Here is a 22,249-nt window from a genome sequence, read left to right on the forward strand (position 1 = left end):
TTTCTACAGCCCGCCGTGTCCGGCCTTAGTTGTTCCAGCCCGACTGAATCTGCTCCAGCGCCTGATCCAGTGTGGCCGTACCGCTTACATAGTCCGTCATGCCCTTCCAGAACGTACCTGCACCCACCTTGCCCGGCATGAGGTCAGAGCCGTCAAACCGCAGGGTCGAAGCGTCCTGCACCAGCTGCGCCATCCGCCGGTCGGAATCGGACTGGTACCAGTCAAGCGGAGCATCATTCATTGGGGCAATTACGCCGCCTGACTGCACCCAGCTCTTGATGGATTCGCCGGTGGTGAAGAATTCCATAACCGCACGCACTTCAGGACGGTCGTTGAACATGGCATAGATATCGCCTGCAACAAGTACAGGCTTGCCGTACTGCTCATCGATCGGCGGCAGGTAGAACCAGTCATAATCCACGTCCACCTTGGCCGTTTCCGGGAAGAAGCTGGTGATGAAGTTACCGATCAGGTTGAACCAGGCCTTTGGCGGATTGTCGAACATCGGCTTCGGCGCATCGCCGAATGCGGTTGTTACGATGGATTTGGTACCGCCGTACACATAGTCTTCGTTAAGCCAGATCTTCGACATAATCTCTACAGCATTCTTCACTTCAGGAGAGGTGAACGGCAGCTCACCGCTGACCCATTTGTCATAATTCTCAGGCGATGTTGTGCGCAGCATAATATTTTCAACCCAGTCTGTTGCCGGCCAGCCGGTGGCTGCACCGCTCTCAATCCCGATCGCCCAGGCCGGATCGCCGTCCTTGGCAATCTGCTCGGTGAGGGCCATCAGCTCATCCCACGTCTGCGGAATCGTATAGCCTGCATCGTCAAACTGCTTTTTCGGGTACCAGACAAGACTCTTCACATTGCTGCGGTTCCAGATCCCGGCCATAATCTTGCCGTCCTTGCCGTCCATTGTGGACATATCCAGCCAGCTCTGGTTGTAATTACCCTTAAGCTTCTCCTGATCCAGAACTCCGGTCAGGTCCACTACCTTGCCGGTCTTGGCAATGGAAGCGAGCAGTCCCGGCTGCGGGAAATCGGCGATGTCCGGAGCATTGCCGCCGTCAACACGGATATTAATGGTAGCCTCGAACTCTTTGGAGCCCTCATACTGGATGTCGATCCCGGTTTTCTCCTCAAACTCCTTGATGCTGCTCTCAAATTTCACCTGGTCAGCGTCTACGAACGGCCCGAACATCGTGACCTTGGTTCCTTTGTATTCACCCTTCATCGCTAACTCAAGCGGAGATCCTGCAGCCGCAGGCTCTGCTGTAGGTGTGTTTTCCTTGTTGTTATCAGCAGCAGGTGCTGCTGTTGCAGCCGGCGAATCGGTTGGCGCCGAATTATTGCTGTTGTTTCCGCCGCATCCGCTCAGCATCATCGTGAACGATAAACACAGCACCATCGCAAGTGACAGCTTACGTCCTGGAGTCTTTTTCATTTGCACATACATCCCCTTATAATGGTATTTAGAGATTGCATAGGCTCCGGCCTCTTCCGGAATCCGCACCGTTACAGCTGCTGATCCACCTCCTTGCAAAGGTTTTCAGAATGGGCTAAACTGTTTTATTTGATTCTTGAACGAAACCTTGGCTGATGTTCAGCCGGCTTCTGCCAGCCGCTTTTCGTTCATAAATATTGATGCCTACATAATTATAGCGCTTACATTTCCATATTAGCATATAATGTATGCGTTTCCAATAATGTTCTTTGGATTCGTTTGTCTTTTTTTGTTTTTGAATTTTTATTATTTACGGATTCTGAAACAGAAGGAGGTATTCACATTTTTATCCATGCCGGAGTTAAGATAAAAGCTTATGAATAGTGAGGAAACAGCTTACTTTAAGCGGTCATTATTGGCGGTATAGGGTATGAAAAGCTTTTCACATTAAGATGGAAACAGCCAGGCCATCGGATTTACGATAACTGCAGCGGCGTTTCATGGGTATGCGGTTAACGCCTATTTTTCCCGTGAAGATTCTCTTACAATCAGCTTATGCTCCATTTGCTCTTTCATTACAGCAACATTGCCTGTGGTCAGCAGTTCATGCAGCTTCTCTGCGGCCCGGTAGCCAAGCTGGTAGATCGGCTGTGCAATGGTCGTCAGCTTCGGAATGAACATCCCGGACATCCGCAGATTGTCGAACCCGATGACCGATACCTGCCCCGGCACCAGAATATTGCGGTCCTTCAGATACGAAATCGTACCCATCGCAAACTCATCGGCTACACAGAATACAGCGCTAAGCTCCGGGTACTCACTGAACAGCTCATGCGCTGCCTGATAGGCATGCTCAAAACGGTGGTTGGCGTATTTGATCTTGCCGGTATTCCGCTCCAGGCCGAATTCTGTCAGCGCTCTTACGAACCCGGCAGCACGCGGCGGGCCTGACACTGAGTTATCGTGATTGAACCCGATCATCCCGATCTCCTTATGACCCAGCTCGATCAGGAACTTCACAGCATCATAGGCGGCAAGCTCATCATCCACCTCGACGGAGGGAACTTCGTATTCGTCGGAATGTGAGGATACCAGCACAAACGGAATTCTGAAGCCCGTCAGCTTCTCATAATATTCCGGGTGCAGCATATCACTGGCGAACACAATTCCATCCACCTGCTTCTCATGGAACGTATCCATGTAAGAAAGTGTACGCTCCATATCGCGGTCGGTGTTGCAGATCATCAGACTGTACCCGAGCTTGATACAGGCATCCTGCATTCCGCGGATTACTCCGGCAAAATACAGGTTCTCAATATCCGGAATCAGCAGACCCAGCGTATTGGATTTCTTGTAAATCAGGCCGCGCGCAAACGCATTGGGCTGATACTTCAGCTCCTTGATAGCCTCTATCACCCTGTTCCGCTTGCTCGGCACGACGGTCTCAGGCGCATTCATCACACGGGATACCGTACTGATCGACACCTCTGCCATTCTGGCGACATCTCTAATGGTTGGTTTCATAGACTAACTTCCTTTTTTTAGAAAAGCTTTTCAAAGCGATTATAGCAGCCGCTCTGCTAATTTACAATAGCCTAAATACAGCGCTTACAACATTATTTTGTTAGTATTCAGCCTTTAACCGAGTTCCTGCAAGGGATGTTCATCCTTATCCTCCCGGTTTTTAGCCGTACACACCCGGATGTAGTCCCTTTTCTGCAGGTTTTTTATGAAAAGCTTATCAGACAGCTCTATACTCACTTCCCGGCTGCCACAAGCTTACTTAAAGTGTGTAAATAATATTATTTCATGTTATAATTTCAGGGTAGATTTATTTATAGCTGCAAATACTGCTGTAAGCTTATAAATTGCTTAATTCTCATTACTGGAGGGGTTATTGTGAAGCAACTGCGGGATATCCCAATCTCCGTGCTGGATCTCGCTCCGATTGTTGAGGGCGGAACAGCGGCGGATTCACTGCAAAATACACTGGATTTGGCACGCCACGCTGAAGGGTGGGGCTACCACCGCTACTGGCTGGCGGAGCATCATAATATGACCGGCATCGCCAGCTCGGCCACCTCTGTCGTCATCGGCCATGTGGCTGCCGGAACCTCAAGCATCCGCGTAGGCTCAGGCGGAATTATGCTAAGCAATCACGCACCGCTGATGATTGCCGAGCAGTTCGGAACGCTGGAGTCGCTGTTTCCCGGGCGGATTGATCTGGGCCTCGGCAGAGCGCCAGGCTCCGACCAGGCTGCGGCAAGAGCGCTGCGCCGCGGCCTCGGCAGCGACGGCAGCGAATTCCCTGAGCAGCTAAGCGAGCTCAGAGCCTACTTCGACCCGAACGGTGCCGGTTCACGCCCCCTTGGCGTGCGTGCCACTCCGGGTGAAGGGCTGAATGTGCCGATCTGGCTGCTTGGCTCCAGCGGCTTCAGCGCCCAGCTGGCCGGCCAGCTGGGTTTGCCGTTCGCTTTTGCCAGCCATTTCGCTCCGGACTATCTGCTGCCGGCTCTGCATCTGTACCGCAGCAGCTTCAAACCGTCGGCTGTACTCGACAAGCCGCATGTTATGGTCGGCCTCGGCATCACCGCCGCCGATACAACTGCGGCCGCACGCTGGCTGGCCACTTCCCAGCAGCAGCAATTCCTGAACATCATCCGGGGCCGTACCGGCAAGCTCCAGCCTCCGGTTGATGACATGGAGCCGCTGTGGTCGCCGCAGGAAAGAGCCATGCTGCTTGATAAGCAGAAATACTCCATTGCGGGAGATAAAGCCTACATCAAAGAGCGCCTTCTGCAGATTCTTGAAGAAACCGGTGCGGATGAATGGATCATCGCTTCCCAGATCTACGATCATACCGCACGGCTGCGCTCCTACGAACTGGTGGCAGAGCTTATAAAAGAAAGCTAAATCCGCATTATCTCAAATGACTCAGCAGGACAATGATGAAGTAATGGAACCTTTTTAAGTTCCCTTCAATCATTGTCTTGCTTTTTTTTATATTCTGCCGCTATCTATGTTCTCAATAAAATACATTAAAAATAGTGAAAACCAGAGAAATAATCATAACGAGGCAGTTACACAAAGAAAACTATTCGTAATTTGCTTCAAAGAACTTAATTTAAATATATACGGGTATTTTTAACGTTTTTATTTATACCCTTTATTGATTATACTTTAGTTATTCGTTATAACGAACATACATACTTTAGCATTACACATCTAACGTGATTTGTATTCGGACTCTTAATTCAAGGCAGCTCAATGGTAGTAGTACTCCAAAATACCACTCATTTCGACAGACCTGCAAGAATTAACGGATTACGGGCGGTTTTTTGTCGAGATGCGCGGGAACAGCGCGGAGTTCCAGAAGAAAGGGGGCGGCGGGTGAAAAGAAAGGTTCCTATCGCTATAATTGGCGCGTATATTTTATTAGTGATAACCGGTGTTGTATGGCATGCCGGAGGAGTAAGCGCTGAGGATACGATCAAGCTTACTGTCAACTCGCAAATAACAAGCACAACGGCGATGAACAATATGCAGCCGGGAGATGCAGTTTCGTCAGAATATACGGTTATTAACGAAGGATCAGAGCGGTTTGACTATTTTGTGGATTTCGAACTTGTTTCGGGAGACGCCGAACTGTATGATATCCTGCAGATGAAGCTGCAAAAAGAGGGAGTAACGCTCTACTCAGGAGTAATGAGCAAAGCGGAGGGACGAGTGGCCATCGGCACACTTCCGGGAGGAGGCCGGGAAACCATCCGGATGGATGTCGTTTTCCCTATTGAAGCAGGAAATGAGTTTCAGGGCAAGGCTGTCAGTGTGGCCTTTAATTTCACTGCTTCTGCTGTTCCGGAGCCGACACCTGGACCTAGCCCGTCGCCATCCGCTTCACCAGAGCCGTCTTCAACAGCCAGCCCGGCCCCTTCCGCTTCACCGGATCCTACCGGAGGGCCTGTCAATACGCCTGAGGCGACTCCAACGGCAACAGCAACGGCAACGCCAACAGCAACGGCAACACCAACAGCAACGGCAACACCAACAGCAACGGCGACACCAACGGCAAGTCCAATTCCGACGGCAGCACCATCCCAAACTCCGGATGCCACCGCTTATCCGGGAGGAGTTCAGACTCCTGTGCCATCGGCTACTCCAACTGCCAGTCCATCTGCCACTCCAGCGGCTACGCCTGGAGGCAGCGAGGTGACTGTCACAACTCCGCCTGTTCCGCTTGGCGAGGGAGATGGGGATAACGGCGAAGCTGCACCGACTCCGGACCCAGGCAGTGTGGATGCCGGAAGCACCGCAGCACCTTCTCCGGATCAGGAGGTCGTTATCGGTGATGATGAGCTTCCGCTCTCAGGACCGGAAGGCGGCGATGAACTGCCTGATACTGCAGAACCTTGGTATAACCTGATTCTGATTAGTATGGCGGTTGCTATTATTAGTATCATCCTGCTGCGCAGACTGAATTCGAAGAAATAACAAAGGCTGGAGGAGAGAGTATGAAGCAGCGTCCGGGGATTATCATTGCCGCCGTGCGTCTGATCTTCATACTCTCTTTGTGCGTGTTGCTATACTCAGCATTCCAGATCCTCAAAGCACCTGCGGAAGCCCGCGAGGCACTCGAAGCATGGGACAAAAAGAGGGAGGAAGCCCTGTTGCCTGTCATTCAGGAGGATGAAACCCCTTTACCGCCAAGCATGGTTTCTCTCCCCCCGGTAACAAAAAGTGGTGAGCCGGAGTATACCGACGGGGAGATCATCGGGGAGATTTATTTTCCGGCGCTGGAGCGGAGGGTCGCTATCCTCGAGGGTACGCAGCGGGCGCAGCTAAAAAAGGGCGCAGGGCATTATGCCGGAAGCGCAGCAATCGGCGCGGACGGTAACAGCGTACTCGCCGGACACCGGGATACCGTATTCCGCGGAATCGGCAGCCTTAAGAAACATGATTTAATAGAAGTAGAGACGGTGGACGGAACATTCATTTATGAGGTGAGCGGCAGCACGATCGTAGACGGGGAGGAACGGGGAGCGATCAAGCCGAGCAGCACCCCCGTGCTTACGCTAATCACCTGCTATCCGTTCGGTTATGCCGGTCCGGCACCGGAGCGGTATCTATTGTCTGCTGCATTGGTCAAAAGGAAATAAAGTGCCGCAGCAGAACGGCACCGGGCCGCGGGCACCCCCCCCATCAGGCAGTCCTCCTGCTAAAGATGAGTCCCCGCCCGGAACATGATAATATAGTACTGCGGCAAGCAGAAGCAGCGGCTGTACCGGCTACCCCGGGCAGCCTGTTTTTGCGGCAATTATCAGGCTCAGGTATAGGGTATCCTATACTTATATGTTTTTAGATGAAGAGGAGATGAACTACCCATGAAGGATGAACTGATTAAACGGTTTGTGTCGTATGCGCAGATGGATACCCAGTCCAATGAGGATAGCGATACCTGCCCGTCTACCCCGGGGCAAATGGAGCTGGCCCGCAAGCTGGTGGACGAGCTGCTGCAGCTGGGATTAACAGAGGTTACGGTGGACGAGCATGCCTATGTAATGGCTACCCTGCCTGCGAACACGGACAAGGAAGTGCCGACGATCGGATTCCTGGCCCATCTGGATACAGCTACGGATTTTACCGGAGCGAACGTTAAGCCCCAAATCGTCGAAAATTATGACGGCGGCGATATTGTGCTGAACAAGGAGCTGAATGTTGTCTTGTCCACGGACAGCTTCCCGGAGCTGCCTGAATACAAAGGGCATACGCTGATTACCACAGACGGCACAACGCTGCTTGGCGCAGACAACAAGGCCGGAATCGCTGAAATTATGACCGCTATGGCTTACCTGATCGCCCACCCTGAAATCAAGCACGGTAAAATCCGCGTGGCCTTCACCCCGGACGAGGAAATCGGACGCGGGCCGCATAAGTTCGATGTCACCGCTTTTGGCGCATCCTGTGCTTATACTGTAGACGGGGGACCGCTTGGTGAGCTGGAATATGAGAGCTTCAACGCCGCTGCCGCCAAAATCACCTTCAAAGGCGTCAACGTCCACCCCGGAACCGCCAAGGGGAAAATGGTGCACTCCTCCAAAATCGCGATGGCCTTCCATCTCAGACTGCCTGCCGGCGAAGCGCCTGAATTCACAGACGGCTATGAGGGCTTCTACCACCTGATCTCCATGCAGGGAACGGCGGAGCAGAGTAAGCTGGCCTATATCATCCGTGACTTTGACCGAGCAAGCTTCGAGAACCGCAAGGCGAATATTTCCGCCATTGTCGAAGAGTTCAAATCCACCTACGGCGATGAAAATGTACTGCTGGAGATGAACGACCAATACTACAACATGCGTGAAAAAATCGAACCGGTCCGCCATATCGTCGACATCGCCCACGAGGCGATGGAAAACCTCGGCATTTCACCGGTAATCCGCCCCATCCGCGGCGGCACCGACGGCTCGCAGCTGTCCTATATGGGACTGCCTACGCCGAATATTTTTACTGGCGGGGAGAACTTCCACGGCAAATTTGAGTACGCTTCGGTCGATGTCATGCTCAAAGCTGTAAAGGTAATCGTAGAAATCGCCCGGCTGTTTGAGCAAAAAGCTTAACTGCCACTTGGGATGTGGCAGCTGGTTATAGCGCCGGTTGCTGGTGCGGTAGCAGTTGCCGTAATTGCAATAATAGTCTGGTTACAGTCCAAGCGGGTTGTGGCTGTTGGTGCGATTATGGTGGTTATGGTGGTTATCGGCAGTTAGAGTAGACCAGCTACCGGGGCTGTTATAGTGGTTACGGCGGTTACCGGCGGTTAGAGTAGACCAGCTACTAGGGCTGTTGCTGCAGGCTGCACAAATTGCAGTAGTTACGGCAGGCTGGCAAAATCCCGGTTAGTTAAAGTAATCTGGCAGTTGCTGTAGCAGGTACGCATGTGTGGCAGCTGTGGCAGGTATGCTAGCCGTGGTAGTCAGCAGTTTTGCAGAATTTTTAGATGTATAGCTTCTGTTAGCGATATAAAACAGCCCCAGGCAAAAGCGGATGCTTTCAGCCGGGGGCTGTTTTGTGTGCTTGATTGTACTTTCAGAGGAGTTCCATCTCTTTACGCCTGTTACGAGGTTAGCCTAAGATTGGCGGGAACCCGGAACGAAGTCAAAGCCGGAGGGGGGGCCACATGTAATGGACCTAAACAGCATTCAGGCCTCGCCCGGCTCCATTAAAGGGATTTTTCCCTTTAATCTGGCACTTTCAGGCCGCCACCGACTCCATTAAAGGGATTTTTCCCTTTAATTCAGCACTTTCGAGCAGCCAACGGCGCCATTAAAGGGATTTTTCCCTTTAATCTGGCACTCCCGGGCAGCCAACGGCTCCATTAAAGGGATTTTTCCCTTTAATTCAGCACTTTCGGGCAGCCAACGGCTCCATTAAAGGGATTTTTCCCTTTAATTCAGCACTTTCGGGCTGCCAACGGCGCCATTAAAGGGATTTTTCCCTTTAATCTGGCACTCCCGGGCAGCCAACGGCTCTATAAAGGGATTTTTCCCTTTAATTCAGCACCTTCAGCCGGGCGAGCTACTGCCGCCCCAGCCGGTCCGCAACCAGCGGCTTAACGCTCAAGCCGCTTGGCGCGCGGAGCGATCCTCCCGCTTACTGCCCCTTAAGCGGCAGCCAGCCTGTCGGACGGGAGATCGCGCCCCATAACGGGTCAGGGATGACCAGCTCAGCCTGGGCTGTCGTATCCAGCTCGGTTGCGATGTCGCCGGCGCGGCCCTCGGCAAGCTTCTGTACGTAGTCCGGATCAATCAGCAGCGGACGGCCGAGCGCCACCAGGCTAATGCCGGTGTCCAGGCTCTTCAGCGCATCCTCCGGCTTGTATAGCGAGCCGACACCGATGACCGGCACGGCACCTCCCGCGCGGTCGACAATCTGCTCGATTCTCGGCCGCTCATCTTCCGTGCCGCGGCGCGGCAGCGACCACAGCTCCATAAGCGAAGCATGCAGGTAGTCAAGCCCTTCCTCTTTGAGGGCATCAATCAGCGCGAACGTCTCGGCCATTGTAATGCCCGGTGTTTCCGGTTCTTCCGGCGAGAAGCGGTAGCCGACAATGAACGGGGAGGAAGCGTACTCGTTCACAACGCGTTTTACCTCACGCAGGACGGCAAGCGGGAAGCTCAGGCGCTTCTCCAGGCTCCCGCCCCAGCGGTCCTCGCGGCGGTTAGTATGCGGCGAGAAGAACTGCTGCAGCAGATAGCCGTTCGCGCCATGAATCTCTACGCCGTCGAAGCCGGCTTCGATTGCCCGGCGGGTTGCCGCGCCGAAATCGGCGATGATCACTTGGATCTCTTCGTCAGTCAGCGTACGCGGTACAGGTCCGTGCCCGCCGCCCGGCAGCTCTGACGGAACATCGCTGGCGCTGACGGTCTGCCCGTCCGGCAGCAGCTCCGGCGGACACTGGCGTCCCCCGTGGAAAATCTGCAGGACGGCCTTGGCACCCTCACCCTTGATCGCAGATGCCAGCTCGCGCAGGCTCGGGATCAGCTCGTCGCGGTCAGCGCCGAACTCCCCGTGGAAGCCCTTGCCGCCCCGGCTTACATAGACACAAGCCGTAACAACCATACCGGCGCCTTTGGAGCGGCGGATATAATAATCCAGTTCCGGCTTGGAGACCGTACCATCCTCATTAGATGAAAAATTGGTCATAGGCGCCATAACCACACGGTTGCGCAGGGTAATTCCATTATTAAATGCATACGAGTCCAATAGCGGACGATAATCCGTTTGCGGCATCTCGAACAATCCCTCCATTATTTGTATCTATATTCTTATCTCTTGCCCGTGCACCGGATAACAGTGCAGTGCTATTCTCCAGTCTGGCTGTTATTCTTCCAGACAACATTGTTCCCGTAATCCTTACCCCAGTCGTACATCATCCGAAGCACCGGCAGCAGGCTTTGCCCGTAATCCGTCAATGAGTATTCTACTCTCGGCGGGACCTCGGCATACACTTTTCTCAGCACAAGCTGGTCTTCCTCCAGCTCGCGGAGCTGGTTGGTCAGCATTTTCTGCGTAATATGGGGTATGAGCTTCTTCAGCTCGCTGAAGCGCTTGGTGCCCTCAAGGCCCAGATGCCACAGGATGATCAGCTTCCATTTGCCGCCGATAACGGCAAGCGTAAGCTCCTTCTCGCAGTTAATTTCCTGCAGATTGATACGGTCTTTAATTTCCGTCGCCAAGGTATGCGTCCCCCTTTCATTCACTCTTATCATACTACAAAACACCCGGCCCCCGCACATCGCCGCCATCCGCCCCGGTAGCTCAACCTCATGCATACCACTGCAGCACACCGGGCATGCCAATACAACACAAAGACCGCAGGCTCAAGGCCTGCGGTCCCCACGACAAATTTACTCTTTAACCAAACTTCCCTGCAGGTTGGCTGCACTGAAGTCAGGCTGTGCCTCAACCGTGGTATCACCCGCAGCAATCGCTTTTTCGAGCGCTGCATTGTAACGGGTATTCAGATCCTGAATCTCCTTGTCCAGGTCTCCGCCGGTAAAGATGTATCTGTTGAATACGTCCATTTTCTTGGTTCCTTCCAGACGTCCTTCAGTAGCACCGAATGGAGTAGCCGGATAGATTCCATCAAACTTGGTCGGCAGGAAGTACTCAATGCCCGCGATATCCGGAGCTTTGGCCGCAGCGGCTACAGAAGGGATAACGGAAACACCGTATCCGCCTTCCTGATAAGCGATCTGCACATCATCGCTGTACATCCACTCGATGAACTTCCAGGCCGCTTCTTTATGCTTGGAATCCTTGCTCATCGCCAGGTAGCTGCCGGAGATAACCTGGCTCACACCGTTCTGCTGGCCGTCAATTGTCGGCGGCAGTGCGGCTGCCCAGCGGATTTCGGTCGGGAACTGGGTTTTGTACACACTTGGTTCTACAGAGTGGTTGAAGTACATGCCGATTTTACCTTGGGCAAACTGCGCACGCAGCGGATCAATATCAAGTGACTCAGAGCCAGGCATCATGCTGCCGTCTTCAACGATCTGGCGCAGCGCCTCAAGGGTTTCCTTGTACATGCCGAAATCGAATTGTCCGGTCTGGAAGTTGAAGCCCTCCTGTCCTTCTGCCTTGCTCAGAGTTGTAATCGGATGAGCGATCCGCTCAAAGCCGCTGCCGCTCTTGAAGTTGCCGGCCATGCCGTAAGCGCCGATGTCTTTACCCGCTTCGGTAATCTTCTTGGCATCCTCAACCATTTCCGCCAGTGTAGTCGGAGGCTCGGTAATGCCGGCTTTTTCGAACAGGTCAACGTTGTAGATCAGACGCCAGAACTGGCCGATATTCGGCAGGGTATAGATTTTACCGTCAACGGTATTCTTTTCATTAATAAGAATGCTCTCGAACCGGCTCTTCATTTCCGGAGTAATATACTCGTCAAACGACTCAAGGTAGCCCTTCTTCACCCACGTAGGCACGTTGCCTGTATCCACACGCAGAATATCCGGCGCCTGCTTGCTGGAGAACGCGATATCCACGGACTGGGCGTAGTTGTCGGCCATTACCTTAAATTCAATATCCACATCGGGGTTAAGCCCCTCGTACTCACTGATCTTCTGCTCGATAAAATCGGAATCATGACGGTCGATGGACCAGTAAACGAGTTTGGTCTGTTCAGCAGCAGCATTGCCGCCCTCTGCCTCGGCATTTGTATTGGCGGATGACGAGCATCCGGCCAGTGAACCTGCCAGCAGCAGCGAAGCTCCGGCCAGCATCAAGTGATTTTTTTTCATCTAAAAAAACCTCCCTTTTCTTTGTGTAATCGCATTCATTTCATATAAAAATTATAAAATGACTGCCCTGATGTGAGTGAAGGGGAAAACAACTATTCAGGGGAGACGAAATCACTGTTTCCTCGCTGTACGGCTGAACTGTACTTGGAACGGAAGTCGGTGGGGGTCATCCCGGTGTACTTTTTGAATAATTCGGTAAAATAAGGCCGGTCCTCATAGCCCAGCGAGACAGCAATATCCTGCACCTGCATGCCCTCAAGCACCAGCTCCTTGGCCTTCTCCATTCTGCGGCTGATAATATACTGGGCCAGCGTCATGCCCATTTCCTTTTTGAACAGGTTGGAAAAATAGCTCGGGCTAAGATGCACCTCTCTCGCACAATCGGCAACAGACAGGTTGCGGTGCAGATTGCCGTTGATATGGGCGATGGCCCGCTCCACGAGCACGCGCGCATCACTGGTCTGGCGGATTTGCACATAAGAGCAGCCCTCGCGGCAGAAGTCGCGGATCTGCCGGCGCAACTCTTCAAAGGAGGCAGCTCCGTTCATGTCGGCCAGCTTTTTCTCAAGTAGCTTGACCTCGGTGTCCGAGGCTTTATCGGAAAAGACGCGGTGGATCGAATGGGCCAGCTCCAGACACATCGTCTTGACGATGGCCGGGTCGGGCAGCACGGGAGCGCTCAGCCATTCGGCCCAGATTCCGTCCAGCTGCTCCTCCGCTTTGGCCAGATTGGCCGAACGCAGGCAGTAGAGCAGCTCCTTTTCTTTATCGTAAGAATATCTGGGCAGTGCAGCATCCGCCTCCGGTGATTCCACATAGCGGTAGACACTGTTGCCCCCGGTCAGAAACGTATTCGTCAGCGCAGACATGGCCTGGGCATAGGATACCGACAGCTGTCCGGCCTCCTCAACGCCGCCGCCCAGTCCGATCGACACCGTCTGGTAGGTATGCTTGCAGACATTCTCACGGCATTTCTCGGCCAGCTGCTCCGCATCAAGCGCAGCCGGCGGGTTCATGACAATGACAAACTGATTGACATGCTCACGGAACACGATGCCCTGAGTATAAGCGGCGACTGTCTCCTCCAGAATATTCTGCACTGCAAAACGGATCAGCTCCACCTCTGACACAGCCATCGCAGCTGTACGTTCCGCGAAAAAATCAATCTCTGCCACCATCACACAAAAATCTCCGCGCTTCATCTGAATCGCATAGAAATCCCACTGCTGGCTCAGATGCTGCTGCCTGCTGCCATAGCGGATCAGCAGCCGCATGTATTCCTGGCGCAGATAAGGCAAGCTCTCCCGCAGCTTCTGCTCCATTCCCCGCATCTGCTCGGCCTGGGAGCGTTCGCGTTCCAGCACCTCTTTGGCCTTCAGGACCGATTCCAGCACCTGCGGCCGGGTAAACGGCTTGACGATCAGGTCGAACGCCCCCAGCTTCACCGCCTCCTGGGCGTAGGAGAAATCAGAGTAGCCAGTCAGAAAAATCAGCTTGATCTCCGGCTGCTCGGCCAGAATCGTCCGCATCATCGCCAGCCCGTCGGTAAAGGGCATGCGGATATCGGTAAGTACAATATCAGGACGGTGCTTGCGGATCTCCACCAGCCCTTCCTCTCCGTTGGCCGCCGTTGCGGCTACAGTAATGCCGTGCTCCTCCCAGGGAATCCGCTGGGACAGGCCCCGGACAACAGCCGGAATATCATCAACGATGCATAATTTAACGGGTTCAGCGTGCTTCAGGATAAACTCCACCTTCCAATGGGATTGATAGAACCGCTTCGGTCTCGATTTGCGGGCGGCTGCGGAACAATAGCCCGCCCTCCCTGCCGTAATAGATCTGCAGACGGCTGCAGATATTCGTCAGGGCATAACCTCCGCTGCTGACGGGCTCCTTCAGCCGGGCGTTCAGCTTATCCGCGTCCATGCCCGCCCCGTTGTCGGTGACCCGGATTACAAGCTGCCCGTCCTCTCGGGTCACGGCGACTGTTATCCTTCCCCCGCCCCGCAGCTCCTTCAGCCCGTGCAGAATCGAATTTTCAACCAGGGGCTGGATAATAATCTTCAGCACAGGCAGATCCAGCAGCTCCGGAGCGGCTGTAATCGTATATTCGAACAGGCCCTCATAGCATTGCTGCTGCAGGTTCAGGTACTGGCGGACATGCTCCAGCTCCCGGCCCAGCGTGGTAATCTCCTGCCCGTTGTTCAGGCCCAGCCGGAACAGTGCAGACAAGGAAATCACCATCTGCTTCACATCCTCATATTCATCCATTTCACATTTCCAGAAGATCGTATTCAGCGTGTTATATAAAAAGTGCGGTTCGATCTGCGCCTGCAGCGTCTTGATCTCCGCCTTGCGCTTCTCCTTCTCCGTATCCTTAACCTCTACGATCAGCTCACCGATCCGGTCCAGCATCTGGTTGAATTTGCGTCCGGCATCTCCGATCTCATCCTGGAACGGGCTCTCAAAGCGGGCGCCCAGATCCTCCTGCTCGACCCGCGACATTGTTTTTTGCAGCTTCAGCAGCGGCCCGAGCAAGAGGGCCGACAAGGTTCTGGACAGCAGCAGGGCAATCACGATGCAGCCGGCCATAATCATCACCACCAGCCACTGGATGCTGCGGACAGGCTGCAGCAGCTCCTTCTTGGACAGGTAGCTGACCAGCAGCCAGTCGTCCGCATAGCCCGATTCAGCATAGCTGACCAGCATGGTTCCGCCCCCGGCGGAATACTCAAAATTCCCGCTGTCCTCCTTCAGCAGCCGGTTCATGAAGTCCTCCGAGCGTGACCAGTCCGGACGCTCTTTATCCCCGAAGACACTGTCTCCCGACCTGTTAATCAGCATGAACTTGGCACTGCCCAGACTAGCCCCGCCGCTGACCGTATCTTCAAGGATATCTTCCTTCACATTGACAGCAAGGAATACATCGGGCACATAATTCTCCGTGAGCGGCTGCAGCAGCAGAGAGATGACCTGATGCTCTCCGGCAAACAGCTCGTCCGGGTGGCTCTCCACCCAGTTCGACTCCGGATTCTCTCTTATCCGCTGATACAGCAAAGACTCCATAAATGGAGTCGCTGTTCTACGCAGATTACCGGCGGAATAGAAATCTCCGCCGGGCGTACTGATCAGAATCGATTCTATGGAATTTTCCGTCAGCTCCGCCTGGGTAAAGGGGTTCTGCAGCACGGAGAAATTAGCAAAGTACCGGTCTGTATTATTCGCTTGTACATCTCTTATCGTCTGCTTGTAGGCATCACTCAGCATAATGGTTGAGGAAGCTACAATGATCTGCTTCAGCTTCTGGTCGAGCACATTGACCGACTGGTTCAGCACATTGCGGTTCAGGTCGGTGGAGTTGCGCTCCATTGCCCTCGAGGCAATGGAATAAGCCCCGAAGCCGGTTATGGAAATACAGAAGACTGTCAGTGCGGTGAAGGACAGCCATATTCTTTTCTTCAGTGAGGTCCGGTACAGCCAGGCCTTTAGCATAATTCCCCATCCTTTATCGGCTGGCTGTATCGGAGCGTGTAGTCACTTTAGCCCTTAACGGAACCAGCAGTCATCTGCATGAATGATTTGTTGGCAAAAATATAGACGATGATCATCGGCAGCATGGACAAGCATGCACCGGCGAGCATCAATTGCGGCTGGGCCGCATCCCCGACGCCGTATTTCAGCCCGGCCAGACCTACGGTCAGCGTCTGCAGGGCAGGCTGGGTCATCGTAAAGACCAGCGGCAGGATGTATTCATTCCAAGCACCGCGGAAGGTCCAGAGCGCTGTTACGCCCAGCGCCGGAGTCAGGAGCGGCAAGATAACACGAAAGTATACGCTATAGAAGTTACAGCCGTCAATAAATGCGGCTTCGTCCAGCTCCTTCGGGATGGCCCGGACAAAGCCGATCAGCATGAAGAAGGCTGTCGCATGGGCGCTGATCAGGATGATGATGACGCCCCAGAGCGATTTTTGCAGATGAAGGGCGACCATAAGGTCAAATTGCGGACGGAGGACAACAGCACCGATGGAAATGAACAGGGTGCAGGACTGGATGATCACATACAGCCGTTTACCGTAGAAATCCACCCGTGCCACCGCATAGGCGGCCATTGTTCCTATCAACAGGGTTCCTATAGTTGTAAAGGTACTGATGAACACGCTGTTCCAGGTGAACCGGGCAAAATTAGCCGAGGTCCAGGCCTGAGCGTAGTTGGATATTTTCCATTCCTTCGGCAGCAGGGAGGTTCCTGTCGTCAGCTCCAGATTCGATTTCATGGACCCGAACATGGCCAGAATAATCGGGAATAAGGCAAAGGCCGCTACCAGCAGCAGGAAAATCCACAGCAGGACCCGGGACAGCACGGCTTTGGTCTTGACGTTACTCGCAGGCGCGGAGGCCAGTTTTGTTTCCGCTTGAAATGTGCTCACTGTTCATTCTCCTCTCTTTTAATAGATATCATTCAGTTTCTTGGAGACGTAGAAGTAAATCAGGGTGATCAGACCGACGATAACCGCTGTTGTAAAGCCGACCGCACTTCCGTAGCCGAACTGCTGGATGCTTGAGCCTCCGCTTGATACCGGGAAGAACAGCTTGTAGAGATAGAGGTACATGACTTCTGTTTTGCCGTAAGGTCCGCCTTCGGTCAATACCATAATGCTCTCGTAGCCCTTCAGCGATACAGTGATCGCCAGCATGATAATCATCTGGAGCACAGGTCCCAGCATGGGAACGGTGATGCTCCACATTTTGCGCAGCGGTCCCGCCCCGTCGATGGAAGCCGCTTCATACAGATCCTCCGGAATGTTCTGCAGCCCTGCGATAAAAAGCAGCATGTAGTTTCCGACCGCCCCCCAGATTGCGATAATGATTGCGGTCAGCAAAGCATATTTGGCACCGAGCCAGTCAATGGGAGCGGATACAATTCCGGCACCCATCAGCAGCTGGTTCACCATGCCGTTATAGGAGTTGAAAATAACATAGAATACGATCGCCATAACCGATGCGCTGATTACGGTAGGCAGGAAGTAGATTGCCCGCAGCAGCTGGCGGCCCTTCAGGGCACGGTTGAGGATGACGGCAAGGATAAAGGACAGCGGGATCGTAATGATCAGCTTGCCGCCCGCGTAGATGAAGGTGTTGACTACGGAATGCCAGAAATCCTTATCACGGAACAGCCGCTCGAAGTTATCCAGTCCGATGAAGAGCGGGGTTCCGAAGCCCTGATAATCATAGAACATATACTTGAGCGCCCAGAAAATCGGGTACACCCCAAAAATCAGCGTCAGCAGCAGGCTGGGCGCAACAAAGGTCCAGGCGTTTATTTGACGTTTCGTTTCATTCATTGATTGTTCCTCCTGTCTATTCGGCTTGCGCTTATATCCTAATGATACGTCCCTGTGCAAAAAGACCGTTAGGGAGAAAGCGACTGCGCCAAGGGGGAGAAATTCACTTTTTCATCCGAACCGCCTTCCTCAACTTCGGGATGGAGCGGCTATTTCAGTTGCTTTCTCCCCTCTCCTGCATTCGTTTATCCATCCCTGGTGTCCCGGACATGCAGGTATACTTATGGAAGAGAACAGAGACAGACTGGATACAGGAATGGATTCTTAATTACGGTGAACAGGGAGGCCTCAATCTACCAATGAATTCAGCATATAAAAGCACGGAAGAAATCCGCCCCTTCGGCTGCTATGATCATGCGCAGCTGGGTGAAATCCGCAGCAGAATAGAACGCATCCCGGCGGCTGCGCAGGAATACGCCCGGCAGCAGCTGCTGTCGGGACAGTTTGCCGCCCGCGAGGCAGCGGCCCCGCTTCACCGGCTCGGCGTGTTCCGGGTCGAGCCGTTCGTCTTCAAGGTCCCGGCTGGAGCAGCCACGCTGAAGCTGTCCGTGCATATCCGGGGCCGGGGTGTTGCCCGGATCGGCGGCGTACGGCTGACGCATTCCCAGCTCGGCCTGCCGGTCGCGCTCCGGAACGGCAGCCTCCGGCTGGGACTTGACGGCTGGACCCAGGAGCCGGGAACCGGCAGCAATATCCGGCTGGAGCAGCTGCCCGGCGGCGGGAGCGGCCTGCAGCCCTCCGGTGTAACGCCGGCGGACGGGGCAGCTGAGGAGGAGGTCCGGTGCGTACGCATCCGGAATGAAGCGGAAGACAGCCTGGCGGTGCTGCGCTATGAGGAGCTGCTGCCGGTAACGGCCGGCGACCATTACGGCATTCAGACGGAGCTGAGTCTGGAATCGCCGCTGGTTAACGGCGGGATTGCTGCCGGCGTTGTCTTTATGGATGCTGCGGGACAGCCGCTTGGCGAAGAGCTGGTCTCGCCGATATTTAACCGGCACACGCTGACCAACTGGGCCTATCTGCTGGAGGCGGCCGGTGCAGATGCCAACCTCTATATGGCAACCGGCGAGGATCAGTATGCGGGACTTGCCAAGCGCAAGCTGCAGTACATGCTTGCCGATATGCGGCAGGGCATGGATATTTTCCGCCGGGACGGCTGGCATGACGACGACACCTATGGTGCGGTTCATATCGGCCGGGGGCTGGCTGCCGTTTCCGTTATCTACGACCAGATCGCCGCAAGTCCGGCAGTCGGCCAAGGCGAGACGGCAGCGCTGCTTGCCGATCTCCGTTATATCGCGGCGATGATGATGGACACCGCCTACTACCGGTTCGATCTGCCCACCTTCCCTGACGAGAAGGGCGGCATGCGCAGCAACTGGAATGCCGACCGGGCAACCGGTCTTGGCGTATATGCACTTCTCTTCCCGCAGGAGCCGGAAAGCGCCGCTTATCTGGAGCATGCCTGCTCTGTAATCGACTGGCAGCTGGCCGAGGTGGTTGATTCCGACGGCGCCTGGCCGGAGAATGTGCGCTATCACGGTGCGGTGCTGCACCGGTATTTCCTGTTCTTCGTGCTGCTGAAGCGCCTGAAGGGCACCGATTACTTCCGCCATGCCAAGGTAAAGGCAATGTACCGCTTCCTGCTCGGCATCGTGACGGCAGAGGACGTTATCCAGGGTGGCGCGGACGGCGCACCCGTCCTGCTGACCCCGGCCGTCGGCGATGCCAACGTGCAGGAGAAATGGTTCCGCCTGCTCGGCTACGCCGCCCCGTTCTACACGGAGGAGGACCCGCAGCTGGCAGCGGAGATGGTCTGGACCTGGAAGCGCGGAGGCGCACCGGTCCAGGATACCGGCGCGTTCCCGCTGCCGCTGGTCGCGCTGCTCTATCCGCAGCCGGAGCTGCCGGAGCAGATGCCGGAGCTTGGCTCCGTGCATTATCCCGGCATCGGTTATGTCATCTTCCGCAGCGGGGAGCAGAACCTGCAGCATTATGCCATCTTCGAGGCATCCCCGCTGACCTACCACGCCCATCATGATGAAGGCCATTTCTCCATCTGGGCCAATGGGGTGCCGCTGACGCTCGATGCCGGAACCGGCGGCTATTACAACGGGGACCGGCACTGGTATGTGTCCGGTGCGGCGCATAATATTGTCCAGTTTGCTGACGGCTCCGGGGGCTACGCGGATGGCCCGCTGAAAAGCGTCTGCCGGGAGGTCAGCTTCACGGAGGAGCTGGATTATGCAAGAAGCCTCATCCCCGATGTACACGCCGGCGAATATGAGCGGCATTTCCTGTACATCAAGGCAGGCTTCGAGGCTTACCTGGTCTGGGACCGGATTGAGGGGACGGCGGAGAGCGTCTGGAATCTGCATACACTAAGCAGCGGTGCAGAGATTACGGAGCAGGCCATTGATGCCGCGGGCCTCGGCGCTATGCGGCTCTTGGCGCAGATCGCCGAACCGCTCCGCCCGGTCATCACGGCTGGTGAGGGCGCGGTCGGCGGAGCGTACCCGCTGGCGGTGCAGCAGCACTTCCGCGTGCACGGCCGCGCCGGCGAAGACTACGTCGTGCTGCTGCAGCCGCACGCCGAAGGGACGCCAGCACTGCGGCTGGAGCCGCTGGAGCTGGAGCCCGCTGACGCCGCTGACGGCGTGCGGCTGTATAAGCTCAGCCGCGCAGACGGCGGCTGGTGCGTCGCCGCCCTTAACGGCTCCGGCGGGACCCGCCGGGTCCGTGTTCCCGGCGGCGCAGCGCTACGCGTGCTTGGCGCGGGCGGTGCGGCGGCGGAGCAGAACGGCGCTGCGGCTCTTGGCGCTGCTTCCGATATCCTGGTTCTTGAACCAGGGGCAATCCGGATTGCTGTGCCGCAATAAGGCAGCCCGGAGGAGATCTATTGCAGTTTGTACAATAGATCTCCTCCGAGCGGGCCGGAATAACGGATCTGCTGCACTTTGTACAATTGATTTAGCAGACAAGTACTCTATATGGGCACCCTGCCTCAATTCTGCTGTATGAAATACAATGGAATGGAATTTGAGCATAGAACGCCGCCAAGCTATTGTATAAAATACAATCATCCTGATCATGTCATGTACCGACAGCACCATTTAACTACCTAAAAGGAGGCAATTTATTATGAGTAACCTTGGAGTATGGGAACCGGCGGAGCCGGGCGTAAAACGCTGCATTTTGAATGCGGCGGCGAGTCTGATGATGATGGAGGTCCATTTTGAAAAAGGGGCCGAGGGCTACGAGCACAGCCACCCGCATGAGCAGATGAGCTACTGCCTGCGCGGAAGCTTCATCTTCCGCATCGACGGCACCGAGCATACCGTATCGGCCGGCCAGAGTATTGCTATTCCTTCGGGCGCGAAGCATGGCGTTACCGCCCTTGAGGATGACTCGGCGCTGCTTGATGCATTTACACCGATCCGTGAGGATCTGCTGAAGCGTTAAGCTGAGGTGAAGGAAGAAGTAAGCTGGGGAATGGTGGCGCAATGAGCGGATTTTAGGCGCTGTCCTGCACTGAATCCGGGGAGCGAACATTTAGATAGATTATTGTTAGATTGTTGCTAGATTATCGTTAGCCTACGTTGGCGAACCTCAACTCAGGTTGCTCAGCAAGCTCCCGTAGAGAGATCCGGTAACGCGGCTGTCAACATAGCTGTACTTAGCTTTACTTAGCTTTACTTAGCTGCTCTTAGTTGCACTTAACTACATTTAGATACACTTAGCTTCACTTAGTTGCGCTTAACTGCATTTAGCTGCTCTTAACTGCATTTAAATGCATTTAGCTGCTCTTAGCTATACTTATCTGCTCTTAGCTGCACTTTGTAAAACTATTCTTAGCTTATTTACCCGCACCAGCCGTATAACTGCATTCTGTACAATTAAATCGGCCTAAAATGCTCAAAATCAGCTTCCAACGCCCGTTTAGCTGCACAAAGTGCAGCTAAACAGGCAAAGCGCCAAAAAACAGACGTTTTAGTTGTAAAAAGTGCAATTAAGTCAAAGGGTGCGGCATCCGCCTTATACGCCAGCACCTGCCATATAAATCAAACAACGCCTGCCCGGATACACCGGACAGGCGTTATTTCTATTCAAGGTTCGCATGCTTGCCGAACATCTGGGTCGTGGTCTGGCCGGTCCATTCCATCAGCCGCAGAATGACGGCATCGTAGAACACCAGCAGCGTCTGCTCAAAGAGTGAAGCCATCGGCTGGATGGTGGCCCGATCGCCGCTGGCCTCCTTCGTTGCACCCGGCAGCTGCACGGTGTAATCGGCCAGCCTGCCAAGCGTGGACTCCGGCGCGATTGTAACCAGCGCGACTGCTGCGCCGATGGCCTTGGCCTTCTCGGCCATGGCCACCAGGCCCTTCGTCTCGCCGGAGCCGGAGCCGAGCACCAGCACATCGCCGGCTTCGATTCCCGGAGTCACGGTCTCGCCGACGACATAGGCCGCCCGGCCGGCATGCATCAGCCGCATGGCGAAGGCCCGGCCCATCAGGCCGGAGCGGCCGGCTCCGGCCACAAAAATCTTGCCCGACCGCTGCAGCAGCTCAGCGAACGGCTCCGCTCCGGCGGCATCCAGCTGCGCCGCCGAGCGCTGCAGCTCCCCTACAATCTCCTGTGCGTAGCCCGCAGTATCCATTGGAGAA

At 54.7% G+C, this 22,249-nt stretch carries 17 protein-coding genes; 7 read left to right on the forward strand and 10 right to left on the reverse strand.

The features are described 5' to 3' along the window. Window positions 1-25 precede the first annotated feature (25 nt). Together AC4G46_RS30875 and AC4G46_RS30880 are read right to left on the reverse strand one after the other, a co-directional pair. Entirely contained in the window at window positions 26-1,450 is a 1,425-nt protein-coding gene (locus tag AC4G46_RS30875) for an ABC transporter substrate-binding protein (protein ID WP_491125982.1), read from the reverse strand. Between the two features lie 519 nt (window positions 1,451-1,969). After that, window positions 1,970-2,974: a LacI family DNA-binding transcriptional regulator gene (locus tag AC4G46_RS30880; protein ID WP_068721949.1), complete on the reverse strand. Its 1,005-nt coding sequence runs from the start codon at window positions 2,972-2,974 to the stop codon at window positions 1,970-1,972. A gap of 372 nt (window positions 2,975-3,346) precedes the next feature. On the opposite strand from AC4G46_RS30880, the gene AC4G46_RS30885 reads away from it, so the two are divergent. The 5 genes from AC4G46_RS30885 to AC4G46_RS30905 all read left to right on the forward strand — a co-directional run bounded on the left by AC4G46_RS30885 (window position 3,347) and on the right by AC4G46_RS30905 (window position 8,211). Continuing rightward, on the forward strand, window positions 3,347-4,363 hold the full coding sequence (locus AC4G46_RS30885) for an LLM class flavin-dependent oxidoreductase (protein WP_491129020.1): 1,017 nt from the start codon (window positions 3,347-3,349) through the stop codon (window positions 4,361-4,363). Window positions 4,364-4,840: 477 nt separating this feature from the next. Continuing rightward, window positions 4,841-5,941: a hypothetical protein gene (locus tag AC4G46_RS30890; RefSeq protein ID WP_491125983.1), complete on the forward strand. Its 1,101-nt coding sequence runs from the start codon at window positions 4,841-4,843 to the stop codon at window positions 5,939-5,941. Window positions 5,942-5,961: 20 nt separating this feature from the next. After that, the gene (locus AC4G46_RS30895; protein WP_491125984.1) at window positions 5,962-6,606 is read left to right on the forward strand and encodes a sortase; all 645 of its coding nucleotides are present in this window, start codon (window positions 5,962-5,964) and stop codon (window positions 6,604-6,606) included. A 225-nt stretch (window positions 6,607-6,831) separates the two neighbouring features. Further along, window positions 6,832-8,064, forward strand: coding sequence for a peptidase T (pepT, locus tag AC4G46_RS30900; RefSeq protein ID WP_491125985.1), 1,233 nt, complete (start codon window positions 6,832-6,834; stop codon window positions 8,062-8,064). Window positions 8,065-8,076: 12 nt separating this feature from the next. After that, window positions 8,077-8,211 (forward strand): hypothetical protein, encoded by a 135-nt coding sequence (locus AC4G46_RS30905; protein ID WP_491125986.1) that lies wholly within the window; start codon window positions 8,077-8,079, stop codon window positions 8,209-8,211. A gap of 883 nt (window positions 8,212-9,094) precedes the next feature. Here the strand turns inward: AC4G46_RS30905 and AC4G46_RS30910 are convergent. The 7 genes from AC4G46_RS30910 to AC4G46_RS30940 all read right to left on the reverse strand — a co-directional run bounded on the left by AC4G46_RS30910 (window position 9,095) and on the right by AC4G46_RS30940 (window position 17,585). Further along, window positions 9,095-10,234 carry an NADH-dependent flavin oxidoreductase gene (locus tag AC4G46_RS30910; protein WP_491125987.1) on the reverse strand — a complete coding sequence of 380 codons (1,140 nt, stop codon included), beginning with the start codon at window positions 10,232-10,234 and terminating at the stop codon, window positions 9,095-9,097. Window positions 10,235-10,305: 71 nt separating this feature from the next. After that, a complete protein-coding gene (locus tag AC4G46_RS30915; protein WP_042200203.1) occupies window positions 10,306-10,680 on the reverse strand; it encodes a winged helix-turn-helix transcriptional regulator in 375 nt (124 codons plus the stop codon). Window positions 10,681-10,851: 171 nt separating this feature from the next. Then, window positions 10,852-12,243, reverse strand: coding sequence for an ABC transporter substrate-binding protein (locus AC4G46_RS30920; protein WP_491125988.1), 1,392 nt, complete (start codon window positions 12,241-12,243; stop codon window positions 10,852-10,854). A gap of 92 nt (window positions 12,244-12,335) precedes the next feature. Continuing rightward, on the reverse strand, window positions 12,336-13,997 hold the full coding sequence (locus AC4G46_RS30925; protein WP_491125989.1) for a response regulator: 1,662 nt from the start codon (window positions 13,995-13,997) through the stop codon (window positions 12,336-12,338). After that, window positions 13,972-15,735, reverse strand: a complete 1,764-nt coding sequence (locus tag AC4G46_RS30930; protein WP_491125990.1) for a sensor histidine kinase — start codon at window positions 15,733-15,735, stop codon at window positions 13,972-13,974. The genes AC4G46_RS30925 and AC4G46_RS30930 overlap by 26 nt, the downstream gene beginning before the upstream one ends. Before the next feature lie 47 nt (window positions 15,736-15,782). Further along, complete coding sequence (locus tag AC4G46_RS30935) at window positions 15,783-16,601, reverse strand: carbohydrate ABC transporter permease (protein WP_491129021.1); 819 nt, start codon at window positions 16,599-16,601, stop codon at window positions 15,783-15,785. 87 nt (window positions 16,602-16,688) lie between these two features. Then, window positions 16,689-17,585, reverse strand: coding sequence for a carbohydrate ABC transporter permease (locus AC4G46_RS30940; RefSeq protein WP_491125991.1), 897 nt, complete (start codon window positions 17,583-17,585; stop codon window positions 16,689-16,691). Window positions 17,586-17,884: 299 nt separating this feature from the next. On the opposite strand from AC4G46_RS30940, the gene AC4G46_RS30945 reads away from it, so the two are divergent. Both AC4G46_RS30945 and AC4G46_RS30950 read left to right on the forward strand, forming a co-directional pair. Then, entirely contained in the window at window positions 17,885-20,464 is a 2,580-nt protein-coding gene (locus tag AC4G46_RS30945; protein WP_491125992.1) for a heparinase II/III domain-containing protein, read from the forward strand. A 262-nt stretch (window positions 20,465-20,726) separates the two neighbouring features. Next, window positions 20,727-21,047: a cupin domain-containing protein gene (locus tag AC4G46_RS30950; RefSeq protein WP_068721427.1), complete on the forward strand. Its 321-nt coding sequence runs from the start codon at window positions 20,727-20,729 to the stop codon at window positions 21,045-21,047. Between the two features lie 640 nt (window positions 21,048-21,687). Here the strand turns inward: AC4G46_RS30950 and hxlB are convergent. Continuing rightward, window positions 21,688-22,242: a 6-phospho-3-hexuloisomerase gene (hxlB, locus tag AC4G46_RS30955; protein WP_491125993.1), complete on the reverse strand. Its 555-nt coding sequence runs from the start codon at window positions 22,240-22,242 to the stop codon at window positions 21,688-21,690. Between the last annotated feature and the right edge of the window lie 7 nt (window positions 22,243-22,249).

The sequence above is a fragment of the Paenibacillus sp. fava2 genome (assembly GCF_058313675.1).

Bases quoted from the DNA above. Each gene is read 5' to 3' on its own strand.
- AC4G46_RS30875 (WP_491125982.1), bottom strand. From the start codon at position 1,450: ATGAAAAAGACTCCAGGACGTAAGCTGTCACTTGCGATGGTGCTGTGT.
- AC4G46_RS30880 (WP_068721949.1), bottom strand. From the start codon at position 2,974: ATGAAACCAACCATTAGAGATGTCGCCAGAATGGCAGAGGTGTCGATC.
- AC4G46_RS30895 (WP_491125984.1), top strand. From the start codon at position 5,962: ATGAAGCAGCGTCCGGGGATTATCATTGCCGCCGTGCGTCTGATCTTC.
- pepT (WP_491125985.1), top strand. From the start codon at position 6,832: ATGAAGGATGAACTGATTAAACGGTTTGTGTCGTATGCGCAGATGGAT.
- AC4G46_RS30905 (WP_491125986.1), top strand. From the start codon at position 8,077: ATGTGGCAGCTGGTTATAGCGCCGGTTGCTGGTGCGGTAGCAGTTGCC.
- AC4G46_RS30910 (WP_491125987.1), bottom strand. From the start codon at position 10,234: ATGCCGCAAACGGATTATCGTCCGCTATTGGACTCGTATGCATTTAAT.
- AC4G46_RS30920 (WP_491125988.1), bottom strand. From the start codon at position 12,243: ATGAAAAAAAATCACTTGATGCTGGCCGGAGCTTCGCTGCTGCTGGCA.
- AC4G46_RS30930 (WP_491125990.1), bottom strand. From the start codon at position 15,735: ATGCTAAAGGCCTGGCTGTACCGGACCTCACTGAAGAAAAGAATATGG.
- AC4G46_RS30940 (WP_491125991.1), bottom strand. From the start codon at position 17,585: ATGAATGAAACGAAACGTCAAATAAACGCCTGGACCTTTGTTGCGCCC.
- AC4G46_RS30945 (WP_491125992.1), top strand. From the start codon at position 17,885: ATGAATTCAGCATATAAAAGCACGGAAGAAATCCGCCCCTTCGGCTGC.
- AC4G46_RS30950 (WP_068721427.1), top strand. From the start codon at position 20,727: ATGAGTAACCTTGGAGTATGGGAACCGGCGGAGCCGGGCGTAAAACGC.
- hxlB (WP_491125993.1), bottom strand. From the start codon at position 22,242: ATGGATACTGCGGGCTACGCACAGGAGATTGTAGGGGAGCTGCAGCGC.